The sequence below is a fragment of the Roseomonas sp. USHLN139 genome, from assembly GCF_037145735.1.
Lineage (GTDB): Bacteria > Pseudomonadota > Alphaproteobacteria > Acetobacterales > Acetobacteraceae > Pseudoroseomonas.
Window position 1 is genome coordinate 1129644 of sequence record NZ_JBBCWY010000001.1, and the last position, 26337, is coordinate 1155980.

The 26337-nt window shown below is 72.3% G+C and carries 28 protein-coding genes and 1 other RNA gene; 25 read left to right on the plus strand and 4 right to left on the minus strand.

The genetic code is table 11. The features are described from left to right. Positions 1-23 precede the first annotated feature (23 nt). A complete protein-coding gene (locus tag WFI16_RS05210) occupies positions 24-548 on the minus strand; it encodes a hypothetical protein (protein ID WP_419896727.1) in 525 nt (174 codons plus the stop codon). A 196-nt stretch (positions 549-744) separates the two neighbouring features. Here WFI16_RS05210 and WFI16_RS05215 point away from each other — a divergent pair, with 196 nt between their 5' ends. The 5 genes from WFI16_RS05215 to WFI16_RS05235 all read left to right on the plus strand — a co-directional run bounded on the left by WFI16_RS05215 (position 745) and on the right by WFI16_RS05235 (position 2958). Then, positions 745-1029 carry a hypothetical protein gene (locus WFI16_RS05215; protein WP_419896728.1) on the plus strand — a complete coding sequence of 95 codons (285 nt, stop codon included), beginning with the start codon at positions 745-747 and terminating at the stop codon, positions 1027-1029. A 2-nt stretch (positions 1030-1031) separates the two neighbouring features. Further along, a complete protein-coding gene (locus WFI16_RS05220) occupies positions 1032-1361 on the plus strand; it encodes a cell division protein ZapA (RefSeq protein WP_419896729.1) in 330 nt (109 codons plus the stop codon). Between the two features lie 10 nt (positions 1362-1371). After that, positions 1372-1526: non-coding RNA, 6S RNA (gene ssrS / locus WFI16_RS05225), on the plus strand. Then, complete coding sequence (locus WFI16_RS05230; RefSeq protein WP_419896730.1) at positions 1513-2133, plus strand: 5-formyltetrahydrofolate cyclo-ligase; 621 nt, start codon at positions 1513-1515, stop codon at positions 2131-2133. The genes ssrS and WFI16_RS05230 overlap by 14 nt, the downstream gene beginning before the upstream one ends. 3 nt (positions 2134-2136) lie before the next feature. Further along, complete coding sequence (locus WFI16_RS05235) at positions 2137-2958, plus strand: TIGR00282 family metallophosphoesterase (RefSeq protein ID WP_419896731.1); 822 nt, start codon at positions 2137-2139, stop codon at positions 2956-2958. A 46-nt stretch (positions 2959-3004) separates the two neighbouring features. On the opposite strand, the gene WFI16_RS05240 is transcribed toward WFI16_RS05235, so the two are convergent. Continuing rightward, entirely contained in the window at positions 3005-3580 is a 576-nt protein-coding gene (locus WFI16_RS05240; RefSeq protein ID WP_419896732.1) for a cytochrome b, read from the minus strand. Between the two features lie 343 nt (positions 3581-3923). Between WFI16_RS05240 and WFI16_RS05245 the strand changes: the two genes are divergently transcribed. The 20 genes from WFI16_RS05245 (at position 3924) to WFI16_RS05340 (ending at position 24969) form a co-directional block, all read left to right on the plus strand. Next, positions 3924-4673 (plus strand): YebC/PmpR family DNA-binding transcriptional regulator, encoded by a 750-nt coding sequence (locus WFI16_RS05245; protein ID WP_419896733.1) that lies wholly within the window; start codon positions 3924-3926, stop codon positions 4671-4673. 2 nt (positions 4674-4675) lie between these two features. After that, the gene (gene ruvC / locus WFI16_RS05250) at positions 4676-5197 is read left to right on the plus strand and encodes a crossover junction endodeoxyribonuclease RuvC (protein ID WP_419896734.1); all 522 of its coding nucleotides are present in this window, start codon (positions 4676-4678) and stop codon (positions 5195-5197) included. After that, positions 5194-5817: a Holliday junction branch migration protein RuvA gene (gene ruvA / locus WFI16_RS05255; RefSeq protein WP_419896735.1), complete on the plus strand. Its 624-nt coding sequence runs from the start codon at positions 5194-5196 to the stop codon at positions 5815-5817. The genes ruvC and ruvA overlap by 4 nt, the downstream gene beginning before the upstream one ends. Before the next feature lie 33 nt (positions 5818-5850). Further along, positions 5851-6876 (plus strand): Holliday junction branch migration DNA helicase RuvB, encoded by a 1026-nt coding sequence (gene ruvB, locus WFI16_RS05260; RefSeq protein ID WP_419896736.1) that lies wholly within the window; start codon positions 5851-5853, stop codon positions 6874-6876. After that, the gene (locus WFI16_RS05265) at positions 6873-7319 is read left to right on the plus strand and encodes a YbgC/FadM family acyl-CoA thioesterase (RefSeq protein WP_419896737.1); all 447 of its coding nucleotides are present in this window, start codon (positions 6873-6875) and stop codon (positions 7317-7319) included. The genes ruvB and WFI16_RS05265 overlap by 4 nt, the downstream gene beginning before the upstream one ends. Positions 7320-7477: 158 nt before the next feature. After that, the gene (tolQ, locus tag WFI16_RS05270) at positions 7478-8194 is read left to right on the plus strand and encodes a protein TolQ (protein ID WP_419896738.1); all 717 of its coding nucleotides are present in this window, start codon (positions 7478-7480) and stop codon (positions 8192-8194) included. A gap of 4 nt (positions 8195-8198) precedes the next feature. Further along, positions 8199-8735 (plus strand): protein TolR, encoded by a 537-nt coding sequence (gene tolR / locus WFI16_RS05275; protein ID WP_419896739.1) that lies wholly within the window; start codon positions 8199-8201, stop codon positions 8733-8735. Between the two features lie 26 nt (positions 8736-8761). Further along, the gene (locus WFI16_RS05280; protein WP_419896740.1) at positions 8762-10000 is read left to right on the plus strand and encodes a hypothetical protein; all 1239 of its coding nucleotides are present in this window, start codon (positions 8762-8764) and stop codon (positions 9998-10000) included. Continuing rightward, positions 9997-11385, plus strand: coding sequence for a Tol-Pal system beta propeller repeat protein TolB (gene tolB, locus WFI16_RS05285; RefSeq protein WP_419896741.1), 1389 nt, complete (start codon positions 9997-9999; stop codon positions 11383-11385). The genes WFI16_RS05280 and tolB overlap by 4 nt, the downstream gene beginning before the upstream one ends. A 262-nt stretch (positions 11386-11647) precedes the next feature. After that, a complete protein-coding gene (pal, locus tag WFI16_RS05290) occupies positions 11648-12139 on the plus strand; it encodes a peptidoglycan-associated lipoprotein Pal (protein ID WP_419896742.1) in 492 nt (163 codons plus the stop codon). Positions 12140-12371: 232 nt separating this feature from the next. Then, positions 12372-13253: a YbgF trimerization domain-containing protein gene (locus WFI16_RS05295; RefSeq protein ID WP_419896743.1), complete on the plus strand. Its 882-nt coding sequence runs from the start codon at positions 12372-12374 to the stop codon at positions 13251-13253. A gap of 65 nt (positions 13254-13318) precedes the next feature. Further along, the gene (tilS, locus tag WFI16_RS05300; RefSeq protein ID WP_419897149.1) at positions 13319-14503 is read left to right on the plus strand and encodes a tRNA lysidine(34) synthetase TilS; all 1185 of its coding nucleotides are present in this window, start codon (positions 13319-13321) and stop codon (positions 14501-14503) included. Between the two features lie 107 nt (positions 14504-14610). Then, the gene (gene ftsH / locus WFI16_RS05305) at positions 14611-16539 is read left to right on the plus strand and encodes an ATP-dependent zinc metalloprotease FtsH (protein ID WP_419896744.1); all 1929 of its coding nucleotides are present in this window, start codon (positions 14611-14613) and stop codon (positions 16537-16539) included. Between the two features lie 90 nt (positions 16540-16629). Then, positions 16630-17685: a dihydropteroate synthase gene (gene folP, locus WFI16_RS05310; RefSeq protein WP_419896745.1), complete on the plus strand. Its 1056-nt coding sequence runs from the start codon at positions 16630-16632 to the stop codon at positions 17683-17685. Between the two features lie 208 nt (positions 17686-17893). Next, on the plus strand, positions 17894-19315 hold the full coding sequence (gene glmM / locus WFI16_RS05315; protein ID WP_419896746.1) for a phosphoglucosamine mutase: 1422 nt from the start codon (positions 17894-17896) through the stop codon (positions 19313-19315). Continuing rightward, a complete protein-coding gene (gene thiD, locus WFI16_RS05320; RefSeq protein WP_419896747.1) occupies positions 19315-20130 on the plus strand; it encodes a bifunctional hydroxymethylpyrimidine kinase/phosphomethylpyrimidine kinase in 816 nt (271 codons plus the stop codon). The genes glmM and thiD overlap by 1 nt, the downstream gene beginning before the upstream one ends. A 113-nt stretch (positions 20131-20243) precedes the next feature. Next, on the plus strand, positions 20244-21071 hold the full coding sequence (locus WFI16_RS05325; protein ID WP_419896748.1) for a PhzF family phenazine biosynthesis protein: 828 nt from the start codon (positions 20244-20246) through the stop codon (positions 21069-21071). Positions 21072-21092: 21 nt separating this feature from the next. Beyond that, positions 21093-22244, plus strand: a complete 1152-nt coding sequence (locus WFI16_RS05330) for a phosphoserine transaminase (RefSeq protein WP_419896749.1) — start codon at positions 21093-21095, stop codon at positions 22242-22244. A gap of 202 nt (positions 22245-22446) precedes the next feature. After that, entirely contained in the window at positions 22447-23376 is a 930-nt protein-coding gene (locus WFI16_RS05335; RefSeq protein WP_419896750.1) for a DMT family transporter, read from the plus strand. 111 nt (positions 23377-23487) lie between these two features. Next, positions 23488-24969: an ATP-binding protein gene (locus WFI16_RS05340; protein WP_419896751.1), complete on the plus strand. Its 1482-nt coding sequence runs from the start codon at positions 23488-23490 to the stop codon at positions 24967-24969. On the opposite strand, the gene WFI16_RS05345 is transcribed toward WFI16_RS05340, so the two are convergent. Beyond that, complete coding sequence (locus WFI16_RS05345) at positions 24970-25536, minus strand: hypothetical protein (RefSeq protein WP_419896752.1); 567 nt, start codon at positions 25534-25536, stop codon at positions 24970-24972. A gap of 87 nt (positions 25537-25623) precedes the next feature. After that, on the minus strand, positions 25624-26310 hold the full coding sequence (locus WFI16_RS05350) for a DUF599 domain-containing protein (protein ID WP_419896753.1): 687 nt from the start codon (positions 26308-26310) through the stop codon (positions 25624-25626). Between the last annotated feature and the right edge of the window lie 27 nt (positions 26311-26337).

The window sequence follows — 26337 nt, forward strand, 5'->3', positions numbered from 1 at the left end:
GTTGCGGCGGGGTTGCACCGGCTTTAGCCGAGGCGGCCGGCACTGTCACCTGCGGCGCTACCCCACCAAATGGCGATTTTTTTGGCCTCCAACGCGGTTTTTCGCGCAACTTTTGCCGCAATTGCGTCTGCCGCGCCGTTTTCACGCGCGGCGCAGGGCGTGGCCTGCGGCCCGCCAGGCTCCCGCTCGAGCGACAGGCTGGGCGGGGCGGTGGGCCACAGCGGCAACCCGGCCTCGGCCGCCGCGCCGCGCACCGCCTCGAAGGCAGGGCAGGGGGCCAGCACCACGGCGCCCAGCCTGGTCGTGTCGTGGCCGACCGCCCCCAGCGCGGCCAGCGCCAGGCCGGGGGCGGCGCCGCAATCGAGCACCGGCAGCACCGGGATGCCGGGCACCTCGGCCCGGGCCGCGGCGATCAGCGCCAGGAACAGGGGCGCGCCGAGCCAGCCGGCCGCCGCGGGCGGCGAGACCAGCGGCACCGGCCCCGGCAGGCCGAGCGCATGGGCGACCCGCAGCGCCAGGACAGCGTCGCCGGCGTCCCGCACGATCACCCCGCGGAGTCGTGATGGGTCGCTGGCTGAAAGTCCCGCCGGCCCCATGGCCGCCTTGCTGCGCTCCTGCATTCCCCGCCGCCCCCGAAGTCCTGGCCGATCCGCAATCGGTTGCCGACCATACGTTGACCCTGGCCGCGCCCGCCGCGTAAAGCCTGATGGCATGAATTCCTACGGCGCGAGCGAAGGCGAGAGCATGAGCAGCGATGCGGTGAGCGAGGCCACCGCCCGGCTGGAGCGGGCGGTCGGCCGGCTGGCCATGGTCCTGGCGCGACAGCCCGCCCCGGCCGAGACGGCCGGCCCGGCGGTGCCCGGCGGCGTGCCGCCAGAGGCGGTGGCGGCACTCTCGGCCCGGTTGGACGAGACGCTGGTCCGGCTGCGCGGCGCGCTGGCCGAGATCGAGGGTGCCGAATCGACGGCCCCGCCACAGGATGACGAGCCGGGCGAGGATGAGCCCGGCGACGACAGCAAGGGGAGCTGAGCTTGGGTCAGGTCACGGTTCGCGTCGGCGGCTACACCCACCCCGTCTCCTGCGAGGACGGACAGGAAGCGCATCTGATCGCGCTGGCGGCCGAGGTCGACCGCCGCGTCGCCTCGATCCGCGCCATGGGCGGGCAGTTCGGCGAGAGCCGGCTGCTGCTGCTGGCCTCGCTGCTGCTGGCGGACGAGATCCACGACCTGCGCGTGGACCTCTCCCGCGCCAAGGCGGCGCCGCCCGGCGCGGCCCCCGAGATCGACCCGCTGCTCGCCGAGCGGCTGGGCCGTCTCGCCGAGCAGATCGAGGGCATTGCAGCCTCGCTCGACCAACCCTAAATGTGGCCTCGCGGAGCTGCCAGGTGCGTCAGGCAATTTATCCCTGGGGCCAATAAGCATCCTCCGGGAGCTGGCTCTGACCGGATCTTGGTCCGGTTATCTGGTGCCCACCTGCTAACGCAGGCCTTAGGAGGATAATACGCCAACGGCCATGGTGGCTCCGCACGTCATCCCGCTCACCCCTGCCGCCGATCCGCCGGAGCTTGCCGCCGCCAAGGCCGCGCTGCGGCAATCGGCGCTTCTGGCGCGTGGCGCGCTGGACCCGGCCGGCGCCGGGGAGGCGCTGGCGGAGGTCATCCTGGCTGCCTGCCCGCCGCCGCCCGGCGCCATCATCGGCGGCTTCTGGCCGATGGGCGCCGAGATCGATGTCCTTCCCGTTCTCCGCCGTCTGGGCGAGGCGGGCCATCCGCTGGCCCTGCCGGTGACGCCGCCGCGCGGAAAACCGCTGGAATTCCGCGCCTGGCGCTTCGGCGAGGCGCTGGTTCCCGGCCGCTTCGGCACCTCGATCCCCGAGGCCGGCGAGATCGTCCGCCCCGACTGGCTGCTGCTGCCGCTGCTGGCCTTCGACCGCCGCGGGGCGCGGCTCGGCTATGGCGGCGGCTATTACGACCGGACCCTGGCCGGGCTGCCGGGGGCGCGGGGCATCGGCGTCGCCTATGCCGCCCAGGAAGTGCCGGCGGTGCCGACCGGCGACCATGATTTCTCTCTCTTCGGCATCGCCACCGAGGCGGGCTTCATCGCCACCGGCCCGGCGTCTCCTGAAAGGTCCTGAGCTTTGCGTATCCTGTTCCTGGGCGATGTGGTCGGGCGGTCCGGCCGCGACGCCCTGACCGCCGGCCTGCCTGACCTGCGCGCCCGGCTGCGCGCCGACCTGGTGGTGGTGAACGCCGAGAATGCCAGCCATGGCTTCGGCGTCTCGCCCGACATGGTGCGCGCCTTCCTGGCGGCCGGCGCCGATGTGCTGACGCTCGGCAACCACAGCTGGGACCGCAAGGAGCTGATCCCCTATATCGACGGCGAGCCGCGGCTGATCCGCCCGCTGAACTACCCGCCCGGCACGCCCGGCCGCGGCGCCACGGTGGTCGACGTTCCCGGCGGCCGCAAGGCGCTCGTGATCAACGTCATGGGACGCCTGTTCATGGAGCCGCTGGACGATCCTTTCCGCGGCGCCCAGGCGGAGCTGGCGAAGCACAAGCTTGGCGCCGGCGGCAGCGTCCAGGCCATCCTGGTCGACATCCATGCCGAGGCGACCTCGGAGAAGATGTCCTTCGCGCACAGCTTCGACGGCCGGGTCAGCCTGGTGGTGGGCACCCATACCCATGTCCCTAGCGCCGATTACCGGATCCTGGAGAACGGCACCGCCTACCAGACCGATGCCGGCATGTGCGGCGACTATGACAGCGTCATCGGCATGCAGAAGGGCCCGGCGGCGCTGCGCTTCTGGAAGAAGGTGCCAGGCGAGAAGCTGGCGCCGGCCGAGGGGGTCGCCAGCCTCTCCGGCCTGTTCGTCGAGACCGACGATGCCACCGGCCTGGCGCTGCGGGTCGCGCCGGTCCGGCAGGGCGGGCTGCTGTCCCAGGCCTTCCCCGACTTCTGAGCCGCGGCCCTGCTATTCGCCCGGCCCTGCTATTCGCCCGGCCCTGCTATTCGCCCGGTGCGGCCGGCGGCCGTGCCGGACCGGCCATCCGCTGCAGCACGTCGTCGCGCCAGACCAGCCGGTGCGCCAGGGCCATGGCGACATGGCCGGCGATCAGCGCCAGCAGCGCCCAGGCCAGCAGGCCGTGCGCGGCATGGGCGGGCGCCGTCATCCAGCCGATCGGCCCGCCCGGGAAGCCGTCGAACAGCGGGATGCCGAAGGGCGCGAAGGGGCGGCCCGAGCCATAGGCGCGCAGCAGGGCGAGCGCCGGCACCACCAGCATCAGTGCATAGATCGCCAGATGCCCGGCCGTCGCCGCGCGGCCCAGCCAGCCCTTCTCCTGCGGCGGCCTCTGCGGCCGGTTATACAGCCCCCAGGCGCCGCGCAGCAGGAGCAGGAGCAGCAGCAGCGTGCCCAGCGCGGTATGGCTGCCGACGAAGAAGCCGGCGACCGGCCCGCGCCCCAGCAGGTTGCGCAGGATCATGCCGAGGAACTGCCAGGCGAAGAGCGCCGCCATGCCCCAATGCAGGATGCGGGTGATCACGCCGTAGCGGAGCGGGGTGTCGCGCCAGGTCAGGGCCAAGGCAAACCCTCCAATTGCTGTGCCCTGATTTTGGCGAGGCCTGGGCTTGGCGGAAAGGGGCGCTGACCCGCCCGTTGCGCATTGCAACATGCGGGGCGGTCGGCCCGCCCGGCCATGGCATCGCCGCCCGGCCACGTCCCCGGCGGGGAATCACCTCAAGAGAGCATTCGGCCGTATTTCGGGGCCGGCACGGTGTCGTCTTCGCGGGCGTCCAGCAGGCCCTGGGTATGCGCCTCCAGCAGCTCGCCGGAAATTCTTGTGACGGCTGGCCCCTCGCCTTGGCGGGGCGGCGGCGGTATAGGACGGCAACCCCGGAACATCATGAGAATCCCGGAGAGAGCGCGTGGCCGGCCATTCCCAGTTCAAGAACATCATGCACCGCAAGGGCGCGCAGGACGCCAAGCGCGCGCGCGCCTTCGCCAAGCTGATCCGCGAGATCACGGTAAGCGCCCGCCAGGGCCTGCCCGATCCCGCCTTCAACCCGCGGCTGCGCTCGGCGGTCCAGGCGGCGCGCGTCGCCAACATGACCAAGGACACCATCGACCGCGCCATCAAGAAGGCCAGCGGGGCGGCGGGCGGCGAGGATTACGTCGAGGTCCGCTATGAGGGCTACGGCCCGGCCGGCGTCGCCATCATCGTCGAGACGCTGACCGACAACCGCAACCGCACCGCCTCCGACATCCGCTCGGCCTTCTCCAAGTATGGCGGCGCGCTGGGCGAGACCGGCTCGGTCTCCTTCCAGTTCGAGCGCAACGGCGTGGTCCGCTACCCGGCCGCCGCCGCCGATGCCGAGGCCATGCTGGAGGCCGCCATCGAGGCGGGCGCCGCCGATGTCGAGAGCGGCGAGGATGGCCACGAGGTCCGCACCGCCATCGAGGACCTCTTCTCCGTCCGCGATGCCCTGGAAGAAAAATTCGGCCCGGCCGAGAGCGCCAAGCTGGAATGGCGCCCGAATGTCAGCGTCGAGCTGAACGAGGAGCAGGCGCGCTCGGTGCTGAAGCTGGTCGATGTGCTCGATGAGCATGACGACGTGCAGACGGTCACCGCCAATTTCGAGGTGCCCGAGGCCGTGCTGCAGAAGCTGTCGGACTGAGCATGGCCCTGCTGCTGGGCCTCGATCCCGGGCTGCAGCACACCGGCTGGGGCGTGGTGGAAAGCGCCGGCAGCCGGCTGCGGCACGTGGCCGACGGGGTGATCTCGACCACCACCGAGCTGTCGCTGGCCGAGCGGCTGTGCCAGATCCACCGCGCCCTGAACGCGCTGATGGACATCTGGAAGCCGGACGAGGCGGCGGTGGAGCACACCTATGTCAACAAGAACCCCGGCGCCGCGCTGAAGCTCGGCCAGGCGCGCGGCGTGGTGCTGCTGGCCCCCGCCATGGCCGGGCTGCCGGTCGCCGAATACCAGGCGATGGAGGTCAAGCGCGCCGTCGTCGGCACCGGCCATGCCGACAAGATCCAGGTGGCCGAGATGGTGCGCCGGCTGCTGCCGGGGGCGACGCTGAGGCGCGCCGACGCCTCCGACGCGCTGGCGGTGGCGATCTGCCACGCGCATCACCGCGGCACCCGGATGATGCTGGCCAAGGCCCAGGGAATCAAAGGCCTGGTGGCGCGATGATCGGCAAGCTGACCGGCAGGCTGGACAGCACCTTCGACGGCGGCTGCATCTTCGACGTCAATGGCGTCGGCTACCTGGTCTTCTGCTCGGCGCGGACGCTCACCGCCCTGCCGGCGGCGCCCGGCATCGGCGCCCTGCTGATCGAGACCGTGGTCCGCGAGGACGCCATTCTTCTCTATGGTTTCGCCGATGCCACCGAGCGCGACTGGTACCGCACGCTGACCGCCATCCAGGGCGTCGGGCCGAAGGTGGCGCTGGGCCTGCTCTCGACGCTCGCGCCGGCCGACCTGGCGCGGGCGATCATCGCCGGCGACAAGGGCGCCATCAGCCGTGCCCCCGGCATCGGCGCCAAGCTGGCCATGCGGCTGGTGGCCGAGCTGCAGGGCAAGGTGGGCTCGCTGCCGACCGGTCCGGGCTTCTCGCCCGGCACCGTCACCATCGCCGCGCAATTGCCGCCGGCCGACCAGGCCCAGGCGGATGCCATCTCGGCGCTCACCAATCTCGGCTGGAAGCGGCCCGAGGCCAGCGCCGCCGTCAACCGCGTCGCCAAGCGGCTGGGCGAGGGGGCGGAGCTGGAGCCGCTGATCCGCGAGGCCCTGAAGGAGCTCGCCCCCCGATGACCTGTTTCCATCCGGCGCCCTGGGGCTGAGACGATGAGCGAGCGGATCGCCGATCCCCAGCGGACCGAGGAGGATGCGGCCGAGGCCACGCTGCGGCCGCAGACCCTCGACGACTTCACCGGGCAGAAGTCGCTGCGCGAGAACCTGTCGATCTTCATCCAGGCGGCCAAGGCGCGCGGGGAAGCCCTCGACCATGTGCTGCTGCACGGGCCCCCGGGCCTGGGCAAGACCACGCTGGCCCAGATCGTCGCGCGCGAGATGGGGGTGGGCTTCCGCGCCACCTCCGGCCCCGTCCTGCAGAGGGCCGGGGACCTGGCCGCGATCCTGACCAACCTGCAGCCGCGCGACGTGCTGTTCGTCGACGAGATCCACCGCCTGCAGCCGGCGCTGGAAGAGACCCTCTATCCGGCGATGGAGGATTTCCAGCTCGACCTGATCATCGGCGAGGGGCCGGCGGCGCGCACCGTGCGCATCGACCTGTCGCCCTTCACCCTGGTCGGCGCCACCACGCGCGCCGGGCTGCTGGCCACCCCGCTGCGTGACCGCTTCGGCATCCCGCTGCGCCTGCAATTCTACACCCCGCAGGAACTGCTGCTGATCGTCCGCCGTGGTGCGCAGAAGCTGGGCTTCTCCCTGTCGGAGGAGGGGGCGGAGGAGATCGCCAACCGCTCGCGCGGCACGCCGCGCATCGCCGGCCGGCTGCTGCGCCGGGTGCGCGACTTCTCCCTGGTGTCCGGCCATGCGGCGGACCGAGCCATGGCGGATGGCGCGCTGCTGCGGCTCGAGGTCGACAGCAAGGGCCTCGACCAGATGGACCGCCGCTACCTCCGCCGCATCGCCGAGCACCATCATGGCGGCCCGGTCGGCGTCGAGACCCTGGCCGCGGCGCTGGCCGAGGGCCGCGACACCCTGGAAGAAGTCGTGGAACCCTTCCTGATCCAGGAAGGCTACGTGCTGCGCACGCCGCGCGGCCGCGTGCTCGGCGATCTGGGCTGGAAGCATCTGGGCCTGGCCCCGCCGCCGGGCAGCCAGGCCGACCTGCTGGGCGGCGGGCCTTGAGCCTGGCCGCGGCGCCCACGCCGGCCTCCCCCTGGCCGCATCGCTGGCCGGTCCGGGTCTATTTCGAGGACACCGATGCCGGTGCCATCGCCTATCACGCGAGCTATCTCCGCTGGGCAGAGCGGGGGCGCACGGAATCCTTACGTGCCATAAACTTGCCGCATCAAGTTATGATAGAACGTCACGCTTCGATGCTCGTGGTGCGGCGCATTGAAGTGGAGTATGTGGCGCCCGCGCGGCTCGACGAATCGCTGGTGGTGGAAACCACCCTGCGCCGATTCGGCGGCGCCTCGCTGGAACTCGCCCAGGACATCCGCGACGAGGCGGGCGGCACCAAGGCGCGGCTGATCGTCGGCCTGGTCTGCGTCCGCGCCGACGGGATGCGTCCGGTGGCGGTGCCCGAGCCCTGGCGCGCCGCCTTCAAGGCGGCGCTGCCGGGCTGAGGCGGTTTTTGGCGGGTCTTTCCTCAGGGGTCTTTCCCAGGGGGCGGGCCGGCGTGATGGGACAAAAGCCGGCGGGCGCCCTTGCGGGGCGCCTGGCCGGCCTCTGCGTGACGAAGCCGCCCTGGCTGGGACCGGGCGGGTGACAAGAGGAGATTGCCGTGGGTGACAGCGTGACCGCGTCCAACCTCGGCCAAGTGGCGCACGACCTGTCGCTCTGGGGCCTGTTCCTGCAGGCCGACTGGGTGGTGAAGACCGTGATGCTCGGGCTGCTGCTGGCCAGCGTCTGGGTCTGGGCCGTGGTCTTCGAGAAGATCACCACGCTGCGCCGCGCCAACAAGGCGGCCGATGCCTTCGAGGACCGCTTCTGGTCCGGCGGCAGCCTGGAGACCCTGCACCAGCAGGAGGGCGAGCGCCCGACCCACCCGATCGCCGCCGTCTTCGGCGCGGCGATGCGGGAATGGGAGCGCAGCTCGACCCGCCAGCCGGACGCCGTGCAGCTGGCCGGCATGCAGCAGCGCGCCGAGCGCGCCATGAACGTGGCCATCCAGCGCGAGATGGACCGCATGGAGCGCTGGATGGTGTTCCTGGCCTCGGTCGGCTCGGTCGGGCCCTTCGTCGGCCTGTTCGGCACCGTTTGGGGCATCATGAACAGCTTCTCGGCCATCGCCGGCATGCAGAACACCAACCTGGCGGTGGTCGCCCCCGGCATCGCCGAGGCGCTCTTCGCCACCGCCATCGGCCTGGTCGCCGCCATCCCGGCGGTGCTCGCCTACAACAAGATCACCACCGACCTGGCGCGTTTCGCCGGGCGGCTGGAGGGCTTTGCCGCCGAGTTCGGCGCCATCCTCTCCCGCCAGGCCGAGGAGCGGGGCTGACGCCATGGGCATGTCGACCGGAGGCGGCAAGGGCCGCGGCCGCTACCGCGCCATGGCCGAGATCAACGTGACGCCGCTGGTCGACGTCATGCTGGTGCTGCTGATCATCTTCATGGTGGCGGCGCCGCTGATGACGGTCGGCGTGCCGATCGACCTGCCCAAGACCAATGCCAGCGCGCTGAACCAGGAGACCGAGCCGCTGACCATCTCGGTCAATGCCGAGGGCCGCATCTTCCTGCAGGAGACCGAGGTGCCGATCGAGAACCTGGTGGCGCAGCTCCAGGCGATCATGCGCGAGCAGCGGCCCGGCGCGCCGGAGCGCCGCATCTTTGTGCGCGGCGACCGCGGCATCAATTACGGCCGGGTGATGGAAGTCATGGGCACCGTCTCCTCCGCCGGCTTCACCAAGGTGGCGCTGCTGGCCGAGCAGCCCTCGGGCGCGCCCGCCCGCCCGGCCACCGCCGCGCCTGCCACCGCCGCGCCCGCCGGCCGTCCTGCCGCGCCGGCGCCTGCGCAGCCGCAGCAGCCGCCGCGGCGTTGACCTCTTAAGGATCACGGCACCTCCCCATGGCCCGCTATGGCCTCCGTTTCTGGGCTGGGATCTCCTTCGCGCTGCATGCGCTGCTGGGGCTGATGCTGCTCATCCGCCTTCCCGGCCGGGAGATCCCGCCGCCGCAGGAAGCCGTCGCCGTCGAGCTGGTGACGCCCGACATGCCGCAGCTCGCCCAGGCGCCGCTGCCGCTGCCGGTGCCCGCGCCGCCGGCCGAGCAGACCCCGACCCCGTCGCCCAGCCCGTCGAGCGAGCCGTCCCGCCCGACGCCGCCGACCCCGCCGCCGCCACCTCCGCCGCCGCCGCCCGCGCCGACCCCGCCGCCCTCGCCGACGCCGCCCACCCCGACGCCGGCCCCGGTGCCGCCGAGCCCGGCGACGCCGCCGACGCCGCCGCCCACCGCGCCGACGGTGGCGCCGATCCCGGCGCCGCCGCCACCGGCGCCGCAGCAGGCCGCGCCGCGCCCGACGCCGAGCACGCCGCCGGCGCCGACCCCGCCGCCCGCCGCGGTGGCCGAGCTGCCGACCCCGCCGCCGCCGGCGCCCGCGCCGCCGCAGCCGGCCGAGCGGCCGCAGCCGCCGAGCCCGCCCGCGCCGCCGCAGCCGCAGCAGGCCGAGCGCCAGCCGGAGCGCCCGACGCCGCCGCAGCAGCAGCAGGCCGCCGCCCAGCAGGGCCCGGCCCTGCCGATGCCGCCGCCGCCGGCGCCGCCGGCCCCGCCCACGCACAATCCGGGGCCGCCGAGCACCGCCGCGCCGTCGCGCGAGCAGACCACGCAGCCGGGCACCGGCCAGACGCCGGCCACCCGCAACACCGCCGAGCGCAGCCAGTCGGTGCTCTCGACGCTGGAGCGGCTGCGCGCCGCGCAGCAGCAGAACGAGCCGCCACGCGCCCGGGCCAATCCGGGCGGCACGCCGGCCGCCGGCGGCGGCGCGCCCTCGGGCGCGGCGCTGCTGACGGCGGGCGAGGTGCGCGGCGTCTCCGAGCGGATCAGCGAATGCTGGTCGGTCGATGCCGGCATGCTCGGACTTGACCAGATCGTGGTCGAGCTGCGGGTGGACATCGATCCCGCGGGCGTCATACGCAACGTCCGCGCGGCCAATGGCGTTCCTTCCGACCCGCGCGCCCGCGCGGTGTTCGAAAGCGCCCGCCGCGCCCTGCTGGACCAGAAATGCAGCCCATTGCCCGTACCGCGCGAGAAGATCCCGTCGCTGAACTCCGCGATCTTCCGATTCAACCCGAGGGGCCTTGTCCGATGAACCAGCCTGTCCAGGTCGATGCCAACCTCTCCCGCCGCCTGGCGCTGCTGGGCTTCGGCAGCCTGCTGGGCCTGCCCTCGCTGGCCCGCGCCCAGGCGCCGGCGCCCGGCGGCACCGCGGCCGGCGGCCAGGTGATCGACATCACCCGTGCCCGCACCGATCCGATCCCGATCGCGCTGCCCGATTTCGCCGGCTCCTCCGGCGCGGCGCAGCAGCTCGGCCAGAACATCACCCGGGTGATCACCAACAACCTGCGCAATTCCGGCCTGTTCCGCCCGGTCGAGCGCGCTGCCTATATCCAGACGCCGGAGGCCGCCGCCGGCGCGCCCCGCTTCCAGGACTGGCGGGTGATCGGCGCCCAGGCGCTGGTGACCGGCCGCGCCGAACCGCAGGGCGACCGCTCGCGCATCGAGTTCCGCCTCTGGGAGGTGGGCTCGGAGCAGCAGCTGCAGGGCACCGCCTACACGGCGAACGCCGCCAACTGGCGGCAGATCGCCCATGTCATCTCCGACGTGATCTATGAGCGGATGCTGGGCGAGAAGGGCTATTTCGACACCCGCATCGTCTATATCGCCGAGAGCGGCCCGCGCGACCGCCGCACCCGGCGGCTGGCGATCATGGACCAGGATGGCGAGAACCATCGCTTCCTGACCGATGGCAGCTTCCAGGCGCTGACGCCGCGCTTCCATCCGAATGCGCGCCAGATCGCCTTCATGTCCTACAACAACAACCAGCCGCGGGTTTACCTGTTCAACCTGGACAGCGGCCGGCAGGAAGTGCTGGGCAATTTCTCGGGCATGACGCTCAGCCCGCGCTTCTCGCCCGATGGCCGCAGCGTGGTGCTGTCCTCGGTGCGCGGCGGCGACGCCAACATCTATGTCGTCGACCTGGCGTCGCGGCGCGAGCGGCAGCTGACCTCGGGCGGCGGGCTGGACGTTTCGCCGTGCTATTCGCCGGACGGCACCCAGATCGTCTTCAACTCCGACCGCGGCGGCGACCAGCAGCTCTATGTCATGGATGCCGGCGGCGGCGGCGCGCGCCGGATCTCCTTCGGCAATGGCCGCTACGCCACCCCGGTCTGGTCGCCGCGCGGCGACCTGATCGCCTTCACCCGCATCTCCGGCGGTCGCTTCGGCATTGGCGTGATGCGGCCCGACGGTTCGGGCGAGCGCATCCTCTCCGAGGGCTGGGCGATGGAAAGCCCGACCTTCGCGCCGAATGGCCGCGTGCTGGCCTTCTACCGCGAGAGCCAGGCGCGCGACACGCGCGGCGGCGGCTATTCGGCGCGCATGGCGATGATCGACATCGCCGGCTTCAACGAGCGCCAGATCGTCACGCCGACCGACGCCACCGATCCGAGCTGGTCGCCGCTGCTGTCCTCGTGACCGCCAGCCCCCCGCGCCATGCCTCTGGCGCGGGAGGGGGCGAGGGGCCGGCACAGCATTTCTGAAAATCCTTGCGGGGTGGCGGAGGAATCCCTTCGCCGCCCCGCGTCGTATTAACCTATTCTTGCAATGAGCCGTGCCAGGAGCCTTGCGCCGCGCGAGGGGCAACCATTCCAGCTGTGGTGAATTGTCTGCCTTGAACGCGCCCCAATCGCAGCGTAACCGCGGCCGTAACCCGACCTTCGATGATGGGAATCGACAAATGCAGATGAAGCTCCTCGGCGCTCTCGCCGCCGCCGCCCTGCTCGCCGCTTGCGCGAGCGAGGACAATTCCGGCGCCGCGACCGGCGCGGGCGCCGCCGCCGGCGGCACCGGCATGACCTCCGGCGCCGTGCGCCCGGGCAGCCAGGAAGATCTGGTCGCCAATGTCGGCGACCGCGTCTTCTTCGACACCGACAGCAGCTCGGTGCGCGGCGACCAGCGCGCCACGCTGGAGCGCCAGGCCGGCTGGCTGGCCCAGTACCCGCAGGTCCAGGTGGTCGTCGAGGGCCATGCCGACGAGCGCGGCACCCGCGAGTACAACCTGGCCCTCGGCCAGCGCCGCGGCAATTCGGCCCGCGACGGGCTGGTGGCGCTCGGCGTCTCCTCCGCCCGCGTCAGCGTGATCTCCTACGGCAAGGACCGTCCGGCCGCCCTGGGCTCGACCCCGGACGCCTGGGCGCAGAACCGCCGCGCCGTGACCGTCGTCCGCTAAGGACGCGGCCAGATCGTCCGCTAAGGACGCGGCCAGATCGTCCGCTAAGGACGCGGCCAGATCGTCCGCTAAGGACGCAGCCAGCCCGGCGTGTTGACGCTGGGCTGAACGGCTGGGAAAAAGCGGCGGTCTCCGCGAGGGTGGGGACCGCCGTTTTCGTTGCCCCGCCGTGATCCCTCATCGTGATCTCTCCCGGCGCCGCCCCGGATCGCCGTCCCGGAAGGATATGGCCATGCTCCGCAAGCTCCTGCTCCTCGCGCCGCTGCTGCTGCCGCTGGCCGCCCATCCGGCCGCCGCGCAGATGGAAAGCCGCGAGGGCATCGCCCTGCAGAACCAGATCCTGCAGCTCCGCCAGGAGCTCGACCAGGTGCGGCGCTCGGGTGGCGGCGGCGGGGCCTATCCGGCGCCCGTGCCGGTGGCGCCGCCCGGCCGCGGCGGCGCGCCGGCCGGCTCGCCCGAGCTGATGAGCCAGCTGCTCGACCGCATCAGCCAGCTGGAGGACGAGACGCGCCGGCTGCGCGGCCAGGCGCAGGAGACCGAATACCGCAACCGCACGCTGCAGCAGGCGGTCGAGAAGCTGCAGGGCGACATGGACTACCGGCTGCAGCAGCTGGAGCAGGGCGGCGCGGCCCGTCCCGCCGCGCCGGCCGCGGCACCCCGCCAGCGCAGCGAGGCCGATCCGGCGCCCGCCGCCCCGGCGGCGCCGGCCGCCGCCGCTGCCGCCACGCCGCGCACCGCCGAGCGGGCCCTGGCCGATGGCCAGGCGGCGCTCGGCCGCCGCGACTATGGCGCGGCCGAGGGCGCGGCGCGCGAGGTGATCGCCACCCGCAACAGCGCCCGCGCCCAGGATGCGCAGATCCTGCTGGGCGACGCGCTGCTCGGCAAGCGCGACTTCCAGAACGCGGCGCTGGCCTATGACGATGCCTATCGCCGCAACCGCAGCGCCTCGCGCGCGCCGGAAGCCATGCTGGGCCTGGCCAATTCCTTCCTCGGCTTCGGCGCCAAGCGCGAGGCCTGCGCCACGCTCAACGACCTGCGCAGCGAATTCCCGCGCCTGTCCGGCAACATGGCCAGCCGCGCCGCCGAAAGCCGCAAGCGCGGCGGCTGCGGCTGACGCCGGCCACCGGGGCCTTCTTCCCGGCGCTGGCGGCGCTCGGGCCGTTCGGCGCCGCGCCACGCCTGGCCGCCGGCGTCTCCGGCGGGCCGCATTCCCTGGCGCTGGCCCTCATCGCCCATGATTTCTGCCGGGCGCGGGGCGGCGACCTGCTGGCCCTGGTCGTCGACCATGGCTTCCGCGCCGAGAGCGCGGCCGAGGCGCGCTGGACCGTCGAGACTCTCCAGACCCAGGGCATCGCCGCCCGGCTGATCAGCCTGGGCCTGCCGCGCGGCCCGGCGCTGCAGGAACGCGCCCGCACCGGCCGGCTGGCCGCCATGCTTTCCTGCTGCGCCGAGACGGGACGGCCCTGGCTGCTGCTCGGCCAGCACCGGCTGGACCAGGCGGAGACGCTGCTGTTCCGGGCATTGCGCGGCAGCGGCGAGGTGGGGCTGGCCGGCATGGCGGCCGCGCGCGCCACACCGGAGGCGATGATCCTGCGGCCGCTGCTCGGCACCCCGCCGGCGGCGCTGGAGGCGCTGCTGGCGGGCCGCTGCATCCATCCCCTGCGCGACCCGTCCAACGAGGATCCGCGCTTCGCCCGGGTGCGGCTGCGGCGGTCGCTGGCCGATCCGGGCGGGGAGGGGGCGGGGACACAGGCGCTCGCCGAGGCTGCCGCCGCCTTTGCCCGCCGCCGGGTCCGGCAGGAGGCGGCGGTGGCGGCGCGGCTGGCCGCCTGCTGCCGGCTCGACCCGGCCGGCTGGGCTTTCGTGCTTCCAGAGGCGCTGGGCGGCGATGCGGTTGCCGTCGCGGCGCTGGCGGCGCTGGTCCGGCTGGTGGGCGGCGCCGAGCACGCCCCGGCCCAGGCGCAGACCCGTGCCCTGCTGGCCCGTGGCGGCGGCACCTTGCACGGCGTTCATTGGCAGGCGGGCTGGCTGCTGCGCGAGCCCGCCGCCTGCACGCCCGCGATCGCCGCGGTGGACGGCGCCTGCTGGGACGGCCGTTGGCGGCTGGCGGGCACGCCGCCGGCGGGCTGCCACCTCGGCGCCCTGGGCGCTGCCCGGGCGGGGGCGCTGGACCGGAAGGCCCGTCGCGGCTGGCCGGCGCGGCTGCTGGCCGGGCTGCCGGCGCTGTGGAATCCGGCCGATCCGGCGGGCAGGATCTGCGTCCCCGCCCTGTCGGACGAGGCCCCGCGGGGCTGGCGGCTGGATTTTTTGCCTGCCGGGGGGGCGCTCACGGGCTATAAAGCGGCGGAAAAAAGATTTGGGTAAAAGATGACGCCACGGCCATGGTTTCAGAACGGGCCAGGGCGTCCTATCTTCTCATGGCGCTGGGCCGGTACCCTCCCGCCGGCCGGCACACGGATGGGAACCGCACGGTGAACAATTTCGGCCGCAACCTGGCGCTCTGGGTGATCGTGGCGCTGCTTCTGGTGGCGCTGTTCAATCTCTTTCAGCCCTCTTCCTCCACCCGCCAGACCGGCCAGATGGTCGCCTACAGCGACTTCCTGAACGAGGTGAATGGCGGCCGGGTCCGCGACGTGACCATCCAGGGTCGCACGCTGACCGGCCAGCTGGCCGATGGCCGCAGCTTCAGCACCTACACGCCCGAGGACCCGGCCCTGGTCAGCCGCCTGACCGACAAGGGCGTCCGCGTCGTGGCCAAGCCGGAGGAGAGCGACGTCAACCCGCTCTTCCACTACCTGCTCTCCTGGTTCCCGATGCTGCTGCTGATCGGCGTCTGGATCTTCTTCATGCGCCAGATGCAGGGCGGCGGCGGCCGCGCCATGGGCTTCGGCAAGTCGCGCGCCCGGCTGCTGACCGAGAAGCAGGGCCGCGTCACCTTCGAGGACGTCGCCGGCATCGACGAGGCCAAGGGCGAGCTGGAGGAGATCGTCGACTTCCTGCGCGACCCGCAGAAGTTCCAGCGGCTTGGCGGCAAGATCCCCAAGGGCTGCTTGCTGGTCGGCCCGCCCGGCACCGGCAAGACGCTGCTGGCCCGCGCCATCGCCGGCGAGGCGAATGTGCCCTTCTTCACCATCTCGGGCTCCGACTTCGTCGAGATGTTCGTGGGTGTCGGCGCCAGCCGCGTGCGCGACATGTTCGAGCAGGGCAAGAAGAACGCCCCCTGCATCATCTTCATCGATGAGATCGACGCGGTCGGCCGGCATCGCGGCGCCGGCCTCGGCGGTGGCAATGACGAGCGCGAGCAGACCCTCAACCAGATGCTGGTCGAGATGGACGGCTTCGAGGCGAATGAGGGTGTGATCCTGATCGCCGCCACCAACCGCCCGGACGTGCTGGACCCGGCGCTGCTGCGGCCCGGCCGCTTCGACCGCCAGGTGGTGGTGCCGAACCCCGACGTGTCGGGCCGCGAGAAGATCCTCCGCGTCCACATGCGCAAGGTGCCGCTGGCCTCGGACGTCGATCCCAAGGTCATCGCCCGCGGCACGCCCGGCTTCTCCGGCGCCGACCTGGCCAATCTGGTGAACGAGGCGGCGCTGCTGGCCGCCCGCTCCGGCCGCCGCACCGTCGGCATGTATGAGTTCGAGCAGGCCAAGGACAAGGTCATGATGGGCGCCGAGCGCCGGTCGCTGGTCATGTCCGAGGACGAGAAGAAGATGACGGCCTATCACGAGGCCGGCCATGCCCTGGTCGCCATGCACGAGCCGGAATGCGACCCGGTGCACAAGGCGACCATCATCCCGCGCGGCCGGGCGCTCGGCCTGGTGATGTCGCTGCCGGCCGGCGACCGCTATTCGAAGCACAAGTCCAAGCTGAAGGCCGAGCTGTCGATGGCCATGGGCGGCCGCGTCGCCGAGGAGCTGATCTTCGGCGCCGACAAGGTCTCCAACGGCGCCTCGGGCGACATCAAGATGGCCACCAACCAGGCCCGCATGATGGTCACCGAATGGGGCATGTCCGAGAAGCTCGGCATGATCGCCTATAGCGACAACAGCCAGGAGGTCTTCCTGGGCCATTCCGTGACCCAGTCGAAGAACGTCTCCGAGGCGACGGCGCGGGAGATCGACAGCGAGGTCCGCTCGATCATCGACGAGGCCTATGCCCGGGCCAAGCACACGCTGCAGACCAATATCGAGGAGCTGCATGCCCTGGCCAAGGGCCTGCTGGAATACGAGACCCTGTCGGGCGACGAGATCCGCACGGTGATCAAGGGCGAGCCGGTGGTGCGCAACCGCCCCGACGAGCCCACCTCCTCGGGCCGCGGCAGCGTGCCGAGCTCGGGCCGGCCGACCCGGCCGCCGGGCGGTGGCTTCGGCAACCCGGCGCCGCAGCCGGGGGCGTAAGGCCACGCTTCGGCCTGACGGCCGGTAAAAATTGCGTTAAAGAAAGGGCCCCGGCAACGGGGCCCTTTTTCTTTGCCTGGAGCGGCGGCGATGAGCGAGCGTTGGTTGGAGCCCCTGGGCCTCCTGCATGGGCCGGCGGCCAACCATGCCCTGCGCGACGGCCTGGCCCTGCCACTGTCCGGCGGCCCGGCGGTCTTCACCCTGCTGCGGCTGATCGAGGATGGGCAGGAGCTGGGCCTCTGCCCGGCCCAGGCGGTGCCGGAGGGCTGGGAGGCGCTGCTGCCGCCGCTGATCCGCCGCCCGCTGCCCTTTGCCGGCCTGCCGCAGGACCGGCCGCTGGTCATGGGCATCGTCAACACCACGCCCGACAGCTTCTCCAATGGCGGGCTGCATCTCGACCCCGCCGCCGCCATTGCCGCCGGCCATGCCATGCTGGAGGCCGGCGCCGACATCCTGGACATCGGCGGCGAGAGCACCCGGCCCGGGGCCGCGCCGGTGACGCCCGAGGAGGAAATCGCCCGCATCCGGCCGGTGGTGCGCGAATTGGCCAAGGCGGCGGTGGTCAGCATCGACACCCGCCATGCCGCCACCATGCAGGTCGCCCTGGACGAAGGGGCAGAAATTGTTAATGATGTGAGTGCGCTGCGGCAGGACGCCCGCTCGGTGCGGGTCGTGCAGGAAGCGCGGGCGCCTGTCATCCTGATGCACATGCCGGTGCTCGACCCGCGCCGCATGCAGGACCATACCGGCTATGACGACGTGGTGCTGGAGGTCGCGCGCTTCCTGCGCCAGCGCGTCGAGACCGCCGAGGCGCTGGGCATCCAGCGCGGCCGCATGGCGATCGATCCCGGCCTCGGCTTCGGCAAGACCGCGGCGCAGAACCTGCAGATCATGAACCGCCTGCCGCTGCTGGCCTCGATCGGCTGCCGCATCCTGGTCGGCGCCTCGCGCAAGCGCTTCGTCGGCGAGGTCACCGGGGTGCAGACCCCGGCCGAGCGGCTCTCCGGCTCGGTGGCCGTCGCCCAGGCGGCGGCGGCAGGGGGGGCGGCGATCATCCGTGTGCATGACGTCGCCGAAACGGTGCAGGTGCTGCAGATGTGGCGCGCCTGCGCCGAGGGCTCGCTGCCCGATACAGCCGAAAGCTGACCGGCCGGGTGGCCCGCCGGGCGTGTATTGTTTTCCCGTTAACCTATGTCATTTCTTCTGTGGTGCCGGCGGGTCAAGACCGGGCGTCGAAATATCCGGACAAGTTTCGCGTGTCGCGCGCCGGGCGCGAAGGCTGGTATGAGGGCGCAATCCAGCGCCGGCCGTCGTTGCCGGGGCCGCAGGGACAGGGCGTGAAGGTGGTTCGGGAATGAGTGAAGCGGTGCGTCGTCTCTTCGGCACGGACGGGATCCGGGGGGTCGCCAACCGGGCGCCGATGGATGCCTCGACGGCGCTGCGCCTGGGCCAGGCCGCCGGGCGCTTCTTCAACCGCGGCTCCTATCGCCACCGCGTGGTCATCGGCAAGGACACCCGCCTCTCTGGCTATATGCTCGAGCCGGCGCTGACCGCCGGCTTCGTCGGCGCCGGCATGGACGTGGTGCTGGTCGGCCCGCTGCCGACGCCGGCCATCGCCATGCTGACCCGGAGTCTCCGTGCCGATCTCGGCGTGATGATCTCGGCCAGCCACAATCCCTTCGAGGACAATGGCATCAAGCTGTTCGGCCCGGACGGGCTGAAGCTGTCGGATACCGAGGAGGCGCAGATCGAGGCGCTGATGGCCGCCGATCTCAGCGCCCAGCTGGTCGGCCCCTCGCGCCTCGGCCGGGCCAGCCGGCTCGAGGACGCGCCCGGCCGCTATATCGAGGCGGTGAAGGCCAGCTTCCCCAAGGGCCGCAGCCTGTCCGGCATGCGCATCGTCATCGATTGCGCGCATGGCGCCGGCTACAAGGTGGCGCCCACCGTGCTCTGGGAGCTCGGCGCCGAGGTGGTGCCGGTCGGCGTCGCCCCGGACGGCTTCAACATCAACCGCGAATGCGGCTCCACCGCGCCGGCCCGCATGGCCGAGCTGGTGCGCGAGCGCCGCGCCGATCTCGGCATCGCCCTCGACGGCGACGCCGACCGCCTGGTGCTGGCCGACGAGAAGGGCCAGATCGTCGATGGCGACCAGATCCTGGCGGTCATCGCCCAGTCGCTGCAGGAGCAGGGCCGGCTGCAGGGCAACGCGGTGGTCGCCACCGTCATGTCCAATCTGGGCCTTGAACGTTTCCTTCACGGTCGTCGCCTGAAACTGCTGCGCACCAAGGTAGGGGACCGCTACGTGTCGGAGCGGATGCGCGAGACTGGCTGCAACCTCGGCGGCGAGCAGTCGGGTCACATGATCCTCAGCGATTTCGGCACCACCGGCGACGGGCTGATGGCGGCGCTGCAGGTGCTGGCCATGCTGGCCGAGGAAGGCCGCCCCGCCAGCGAGATCTGCCGCCGCTTCACGCCGCTGCCGCAGCGCCTGGTCAATGTCCGCTATGCCGGCGCCAGCCCGCTGCAGGATCCGGCGGTGCAGGCGGCGATCGCCGCGGCCGAGCAGCGGCTGGAGAAGCGCGGGCGGGTGCTGATCCGCCCCAGCGGCACCGAGCCGGTGATCCGTGTCATGGCCGAGGCGGAGGAGGAGAGCATCGTGGAAGAGACCGTGCATGAACTGGCGGCGCTGATCCGTGCCCGCGCCGCCGCCGGCGCGGTCGCCGAGCGCCCCACTCCCGAGGACAAGGTCGCCGAATTCGCCGGGGAGGCCGGCTGATGCGCGGCCGCGTCCTGATCATCGCCGGCTCCGATTCCGGCGGTGGCGCCGGCATCCAGGCCGATATCAAGGCCTGCACCGCGCTGAACGCCTATGCCGCCACCGCCATCACCGCGCTGACCGCGCAGGACACGACGGGCGTCCATGGCGTGATGACGGTGCCGCCCGACTTCATCCGCCAGCAGATCCGCCTGGCGCTGCAGGATATCGGGGCGGACGCCATCAAGACCGGCATGCTGGCCGACAGCACCACCATCAACGCCGTCTGCGACGCGCTGGCCGAGCATGGCCGCCGCGTGCCGCTGGTCGCCGATCCGGTGATGGTGGCCAAGGGCGGCCAGGCCCTGCTCGACAAGGCCTCGGTCGAGACGCTGAAGCGCCGCCTGCTGCCCTTCGCCGCGCTGCTGACCCCCAATATCCCGGAGGCCGAGGTGCTGTCGGGCATGCATATCGGCACCGTCGAGGAGATGGAGGCGGCGGCCGAGATGATGCTGACGCTGGGCGTTCCCGCCGTGCTGCTGAAGGGCGGCCACCTGCCGGGCAACCGGCTGGTCGACCTGCTGGCCACCGAGGACGGCATCGAGGTCTTCGAGAGCGAGCGCATCGAGAGCCGCCACACCCATGGCACCGGCTGCACCCTGGCCTCGGCCATCGCCGCCGGCCTGGCCCAGGGCCTCGGCCTGCGCGGCGCCGTGGTGCGCGCCCGCGCCTATGTCCAGGAGGCGCTGCGCGCCGCCCCGGGCTTCGGTCGCGGCCATGGCCCGCTGAACCACGCCGTCACCGTCGATCCGGAGCGGCTGTCGGCGCTGGTGTGACAAGCCTGGGCCTGGCAGGGCAGGGGTGAGCGCATCCCAGTCCTGCCACGGCCGCGCTGGCGCGGGGAAAGGGTTTCGGCGATAGCGGAAACGCGCCGTCGGGAAACCAAGCCATGCCCCAGAAGCTCGCTGTCTATCAGGTCGACGCCTTCGCCGACCGCCCCTTCGCCGGCAATCCCGCCGCCGTCGTGCCCTTGCAGGAATGGCTGCCGGACGCGCTGATGCAGGCCATGGCGGCCGAGCACAATCTCAGCGAGACCGCCTTCTTCGTGCCCGACGGACCGGGCCGCTGGCATCTGCGCTGGTTCACCCCGCGCCTCGAGGTGCCGCTCTGCGGCCATGCCACCCTGGCCACCGCCGCGGTGCTGGCCGGCGAGCTCGGCGTCCAGGGCGACATGGAATTCCGCACCGCCTCCGGCCTGCTCGGTGTCAGCCGGGAAGGCGGGCGTTTCGTCCTCGATTTCCCGGCCAATCCGCCGCGGCGGGCGACGCGCGTGCCGCCCGGCCTGGCGGCCGCGCTGGGCGCCGTGCCGCGCGAGGTCTGGAAGGCGCGCGACTGGATCTGCCTCTTCGACAAGGCCGAGACGGTGCGCGCGCTGCAGCCCGATCATGGCCGCATCGCCACCCTGCCGGACGAGGCGGTGGGCGGCGCCGCCGCCCGGGTCATCGCCACCGCCCCCGGCGATGACGGCGTGCACGACGTCGTCTCCCGCTACTTCGCCGCCCGCGTCGGCATCGACGAGGACCCGGTGACCGGCGCCGCCCATGTCCAGCTGGTGCCCTTCTGGGCCGACCGGCTGGGCCGCGAGAGCCTGGTCTGCCGCCAGGCCAGCGCCCGGGGCGGCACCCTCTGGTGCGAGCGCCGCGGCGATCGCATCCGCATGGGCGGCACCGCCGTGCTCTACGCCCGCGGCGAGATTTTTCTGTCTGACACGATCTGACGACCGACTGGAGCCCTCGCCATGGCCAATCCGAAGCCTGCCAGCCTGCCGGAAAACCCCTGCTTCTCCTCCGGCCCCTGCGCCAAGCGTCCGGGCTGGTCGCTCTCGGCCCTGGAGGGCGCGCTGCTCGGCCGCAGCCACCGCGCGCCGGCGCCGAAGGCCCGCCTCGCCGAGGTCATCGCGCGCAGCAAGGCGGTGCTCGGCATGCCGGAGGGCTGGCGGCTCGGCATCGTCCCCGCCTCCGACACCGGCGCGGTGGAGATGGCGCTGTGGTCGCTGCTGGGGCCCCGCGGCGTCGACGTGCTGGCCTGGGAGAGCTTCTCCGCCGAATGGGCCAATGACATCACCAGGCAGCTGCCGCTGCCCGATGTCCGCCTGATCCAGGCGCCCTACGGCGGCATCCCCGACCTGGCCCAGGCCGACCCCAAGCGTGACGCCGTCTTCGTCTGGAACGGCACCACCTCCGGCGTGCGCCTGGCGGATGCCGGTTGGATCGCCGCCGACCGCGAGGGGCTGACCATCTGCGACGCGACCTCGGCCGCCTTCGCCATGGAACTCGACTGGGCGAAGCTGGATGTGGTGACCTGGTCCTGGCAGAAGGCGCTGGGGGGCGAGGCCGGCCACGGCATGCTCGCCCTCTCGCCCCGCGCCGTCGCCCGCCTCGAATCCTACACCCCCGCCTGGCCACTGCCGAAGATCTTCCGCATGACCAAGGGCGGCAGGCTGATCGAAGGCATCTTCGAGGGCGACACCATCAACACCCCTTCCATGCTCTGCGTCGAGGACGCCATCGACGGGCTGCGCTGGGCGGAATCGGTGGGCGGCCTCAAGGGCCTGATCGCCCGCACCGAAGCCAACCTGGCCATCATCGCCGACTGGGTCGCGACGCAATCCGACTACGCCTTCCTGGCCGGGGAGGCGCGCCATCGCTCGCCCACCTCCATCACCCTGAAGCTGGTGGCACCCTGGTTCACGGCGCTGGACGCCAAGGCGCAGGCCGAGGTCAGCAGGAAGATCGCGAAGCTCCTGGAACAGGAAGGGGCGGGGCTCGATACCGCGCCCTACCGCGACGCACCCCCGGGCCTGCGCATCTGGGGCGGGGCGACCGTCGAAGCGGAAAACCTCCGCCGCCTGATGCCCTGGATCACCTGGGCGACCCGCGAAGTCCAGTAAGACAGCATGGGGGCTCCGCCCCCAAACCCCCGCCGGGGGGATAGGATCCCCCCGGACCCCGCCATTCATCAGCAATATTCTCCGATGAATCGAATGAAGGCGGAAAATTCTTCTGACGCGGCGAAATCCTGGCCGCAACTTCGGTAAGAACCTCTGACCCAATCGACCTAAGCTCTCCGATAGAAACCCGGAGAGCAGGCCGATGCGCCTCACCACCCGCTGGCTGCCCGTCTGCCTCTTCCTCTGCGCCCCGCTCTTCTTCGCCAGCAACATGGTGGCCGCCCGCTGGCTCTCCGGCTCGGTGCCGCCCGTCACCCTGGCCTTTGGACGCTGGACCGTCGCCGCGCTGCTGCTGCTGCCGGTCGTCTGGCCGCTGCTGCGCCAGGGCGTCCTGCGCACCGTTCCGGCCGGGCTGCTGCTGCTGCTGGTCCTGCTCGGCGGCGTCGTCAGCGTGGCGCCCCAGTATGGCGCCGCCGCCTATACCTCCGCCGGCAACATCGCCCTCATCGCTGCGCTCACCCCGCTGCTGGTCGCCATCATAGAGCGGCTGGTCTGGGGCATCGCCCTGCGCCCCGCCATGCTCGCCGGCATTTCCCTTTCGTTTGCCGGCGTGCTGGTCGCCGCCTTCCGCGGTGACATGGCGGCGCTGCTGCGCTTCGAGTTCAACCCGGGCGATGCGCTGATGCTCTGCGCCATCCTCGCCTGGGCCGGCTATACCGCGCTGCTGCGCCACCGCCCCGTGGCCCTGCCGCCGCTGCTGCTGCTCTGGGCCGTGGCGGCGGGCGGCGCGCTCTTCCTGGTCCCGGCGGTGCTGCTCGAATGGGGCCATCGCGGCGTGCCGCATCTGGGCGCCCAGGCCTTCTGGGGGATGCTCTTCCTCGGGCTCGTCGCCGGGATCGGCGCCTATGGCCTCTTCGCCCGCTGCGTCCAGACCTTCGGCGCGGCGCGGGCCAGCATGGCCATGTACCTGGTGCCGGCCTATGCCCTGGTCCTCGGCGCCACCCTGCTGGGCGAGAGCCTGCACGCCTACCACGCCGTCGCCATGGCCCTGGTCCTCGGCGGCGTCGCCCTCGGCACCCTGCGCCTGCCCGCGCGCCTGGCCAGCCCGGGACATCGCGCCGCCACTGCCTGAGCGGCGCGCCGGCGCATCATCGTGCCGTTTGCGCATGGCCGCCTGCGCCCGGCGCGGTGTCGCCCCTGGCCCGATTGTTCTATAGCTCCGCCCCCCGAACAGGAGCGCGGAATGACGGTCGGCATCGAGATGGGCGAGACCACCAGCGGGCAGCCCGGTCTGCTCGACCTGGAGGAGCTGCTGGCCACCCGTCTCCTGGTGCAGGGCAATTCCGGCTCGGGCAAGTCGCATCTGCTGCGTCGCCTGCTGGAGCAGTCGGCCCCCTGGGTGCAGCAGGCGGTGATCGACCCCGAGGGCGATTTCGTGACGCTCGCCGACCGCTTCGGCCACCTCGTCATCGACGCCGCCGAGCACAACGAGGCCGCGCTGCAGCGCGCTGCCGACCGGGTGCGCACCCACCGCGTCTCGGTGGTGCTCAACCTCGAGGGGCTGGATGCGGATGGCCAGATGCGCCACGCCGCCGCCTTCCTGGGCGGGCTGTTCGATGCCGAGCGCGACCACTGGTCGCCGATGCTGGTGGTGGTGGACGAGGCGCAGCTCTTCGCCCCCGCCGCCGCCGGCGAGGTCTCGGACGAGGCCCGCCGCGCCTCGCTCGGCGCCATGGCCAACCTGATGTCGCGCGGCCGCAAGCGCGGGCTGGCCGGCGTCATCGCCACCCAGCGCCTGGCCAAGCTGGCCAAGAACGTCGCTGCCGAGGCCTCCAACTTCCTGATGGGCCGCACCTTCCTCGATATCGACATGGCGCGCGCCGCCGACCTGCTGGGCATGGAGCGCCGCCAGGCCGAGATGTTCCGCGACCTGCCGCGCGGCAGCTTCGTGGCGCTCGGCCCGGCCCTGTCGCGCCGCCCGCTCGCCATCCGCATCGGCGCGGTCGAGACCGAATCGCGCGGCAGCAATCCCCGCCTGTTGCCGCTGCCGCAGACCGCGCCCGAGGAGGCCCGCGACCTGGTGATGGCCGCCGCCACCGCGCCCGAGCCCCTGCGCCTGCCGCCGCGCCGCCCGCCGCCGATGCCGGCGCCCGACATCCTGGCCCAGCTCGCCCAGGCGCGGCCGGCCGTTATCGCGGCGCCCCCCGCGCCGGAGCCGACGCCGGAGGAGCGCGCCGCCCGCAAGCGGCAACTCGAAAAAATCCTGCAGCAGGTGCTGTCGGAGCCGGAGGCCGCCTTCCGCAGCGTCAGCGTGCTCTACCAGGACTTCCTGGTGCGGCTGCGCATCCATGCGGTGCCGGGCAAGCCGCCGGAGATCCCGGCCTTCCGCCGCATGCTGGCGGTGGCGCGCGCCGGCATCAGCGCCGAGGCGGCCGAGGGCGAGGATTGGCGCGCCATCGAGGCCCGCGCCGCGACGCTGCCCGAGGATGTGCAGGGCGTCTATCTGCTGGTCGCCCGCGCCGCGCTGGAGCGGCTGCCCTGTCCCTCGGATGCGACCATTGCCCAGGCCTATGGCACCCGCTCGGTCGGCCGCGCCCGGCGCGTGCTGGCCTATATGGAGGAGCAGGGCGCCGTGGTGCTGCGCCCCGACGCCCGCGGCCTGCGCATCCTCGCCCTGGTCGGCCTGGCTTTCGAGACCGCGCCGGGCGACCCCAACGCCGCCTGATCAGCGCGGCGGGGTGGCGCCGCGCGCGACCGCCATGAATTCCGCCTGGCGCGTCGCGAAGGAGGCTTTCTCCCCGACGCAGACCGTGGTGGTGCGGCCCTTCGGCGTCTCCAGGATGACGAAGAAGGAGCGGATCTCGCGCGAGCGGGGCGGCAGGCGCGGATCGGGCTTGAAGTCGGCGGTCATGGCGAAGCCGATCGTCGCCGCGTCATGGTCGAAGCGCTCGGCCGAGACCACGTCGTAGATCGTGCTGGTCAGCGTCTTCCGGGCGATCTCCTGCCAGCCCGGGCTGGCGGTCAGCGCATTGATCTGCGCCTGGCTGAGCTGGGCATTCTGCGGCGCCGGCGTGAAGGCGACCTGGCAGCCGGTGTCCTGGTCCTCGGGCTTCTTGACCTGGAAGCGCGCCTGCTGCGGCGCGCTGGCCGGCATCACGCTGGCCTCGTAGCCGGGCGGCGGATTGACGGCCAGGCCGCTGGCCGCGTCGCGCAGCGGCGCCGCCAGGGCGGGTCCGGACAGCAGCGCGGCGGTGAGCAAGCCTGCGGTCAGGCGATGGACGGTCTGCGGCATGGCTTTGCTCCGGGGCCTCTCTGGATGGCCCGGTCCTAGCAGCGGCTTGTGGCGCGCGCAGGGCAGGGGGCCGTCACGAATGCGCGGTCATCCCTGGTTCGGCAGGGCCAGGGCATCGCGCACGACGGAGCGGAACTCGCGCCGGTGCAATTCGCGCAGCACCAGCAGTGAGGCGATGATCAGCGCCACCGGGTGCAGGATCCAGGCCAGCGCGGCGAGGCCGAAATAATAGGCGCGCAGCCCAGTGTTGAAATGCCGCGCCGCCCGGTTGGCGACCTCGGCGGCGATGGCCGCGGCCGGCTCGCCCGCCGCGCCCTCCGGCAGGCCGCCGACGCAGATGCTGCAGTAGTTGAACTGGCGCAGCGCCCAGGTCAGCTCGAAGAAGGCGCGCACGAAGATCAGGATCAGCAGGAAGATCCGCATCTCCCAGGCGACGCTGTCCTGCGGCACCTCGGCGAAGGGCACGGCGCCGAAGATGCGGCTGCCGAGCTCCGGCGAGCCCAGCATGGCCACCAGCGCGCCCAGGATGAAGATGCTGGTATTGGCCAGGAAGGAGGTCGAGGTCATCAGGTTGCCGATGATGCTGATATCGGCGATCCGGTTCTCCCGGTACGGCACCGCGCGCATCCAGCGGCGGCGATGCTGGTCCATGGCGGCGATGACGCTGCGCGCATGGATGCGGGGCACGCGGTCGACCACCGCGGCATAGCCGATCCAGCAGGCGAGGAAGACGGCCAGGGCCAGTCCGTCGAGCGGGGAGAGGGGCAGCAGCATGCGGCGCAGGATAGCGCCGCGCGGCAG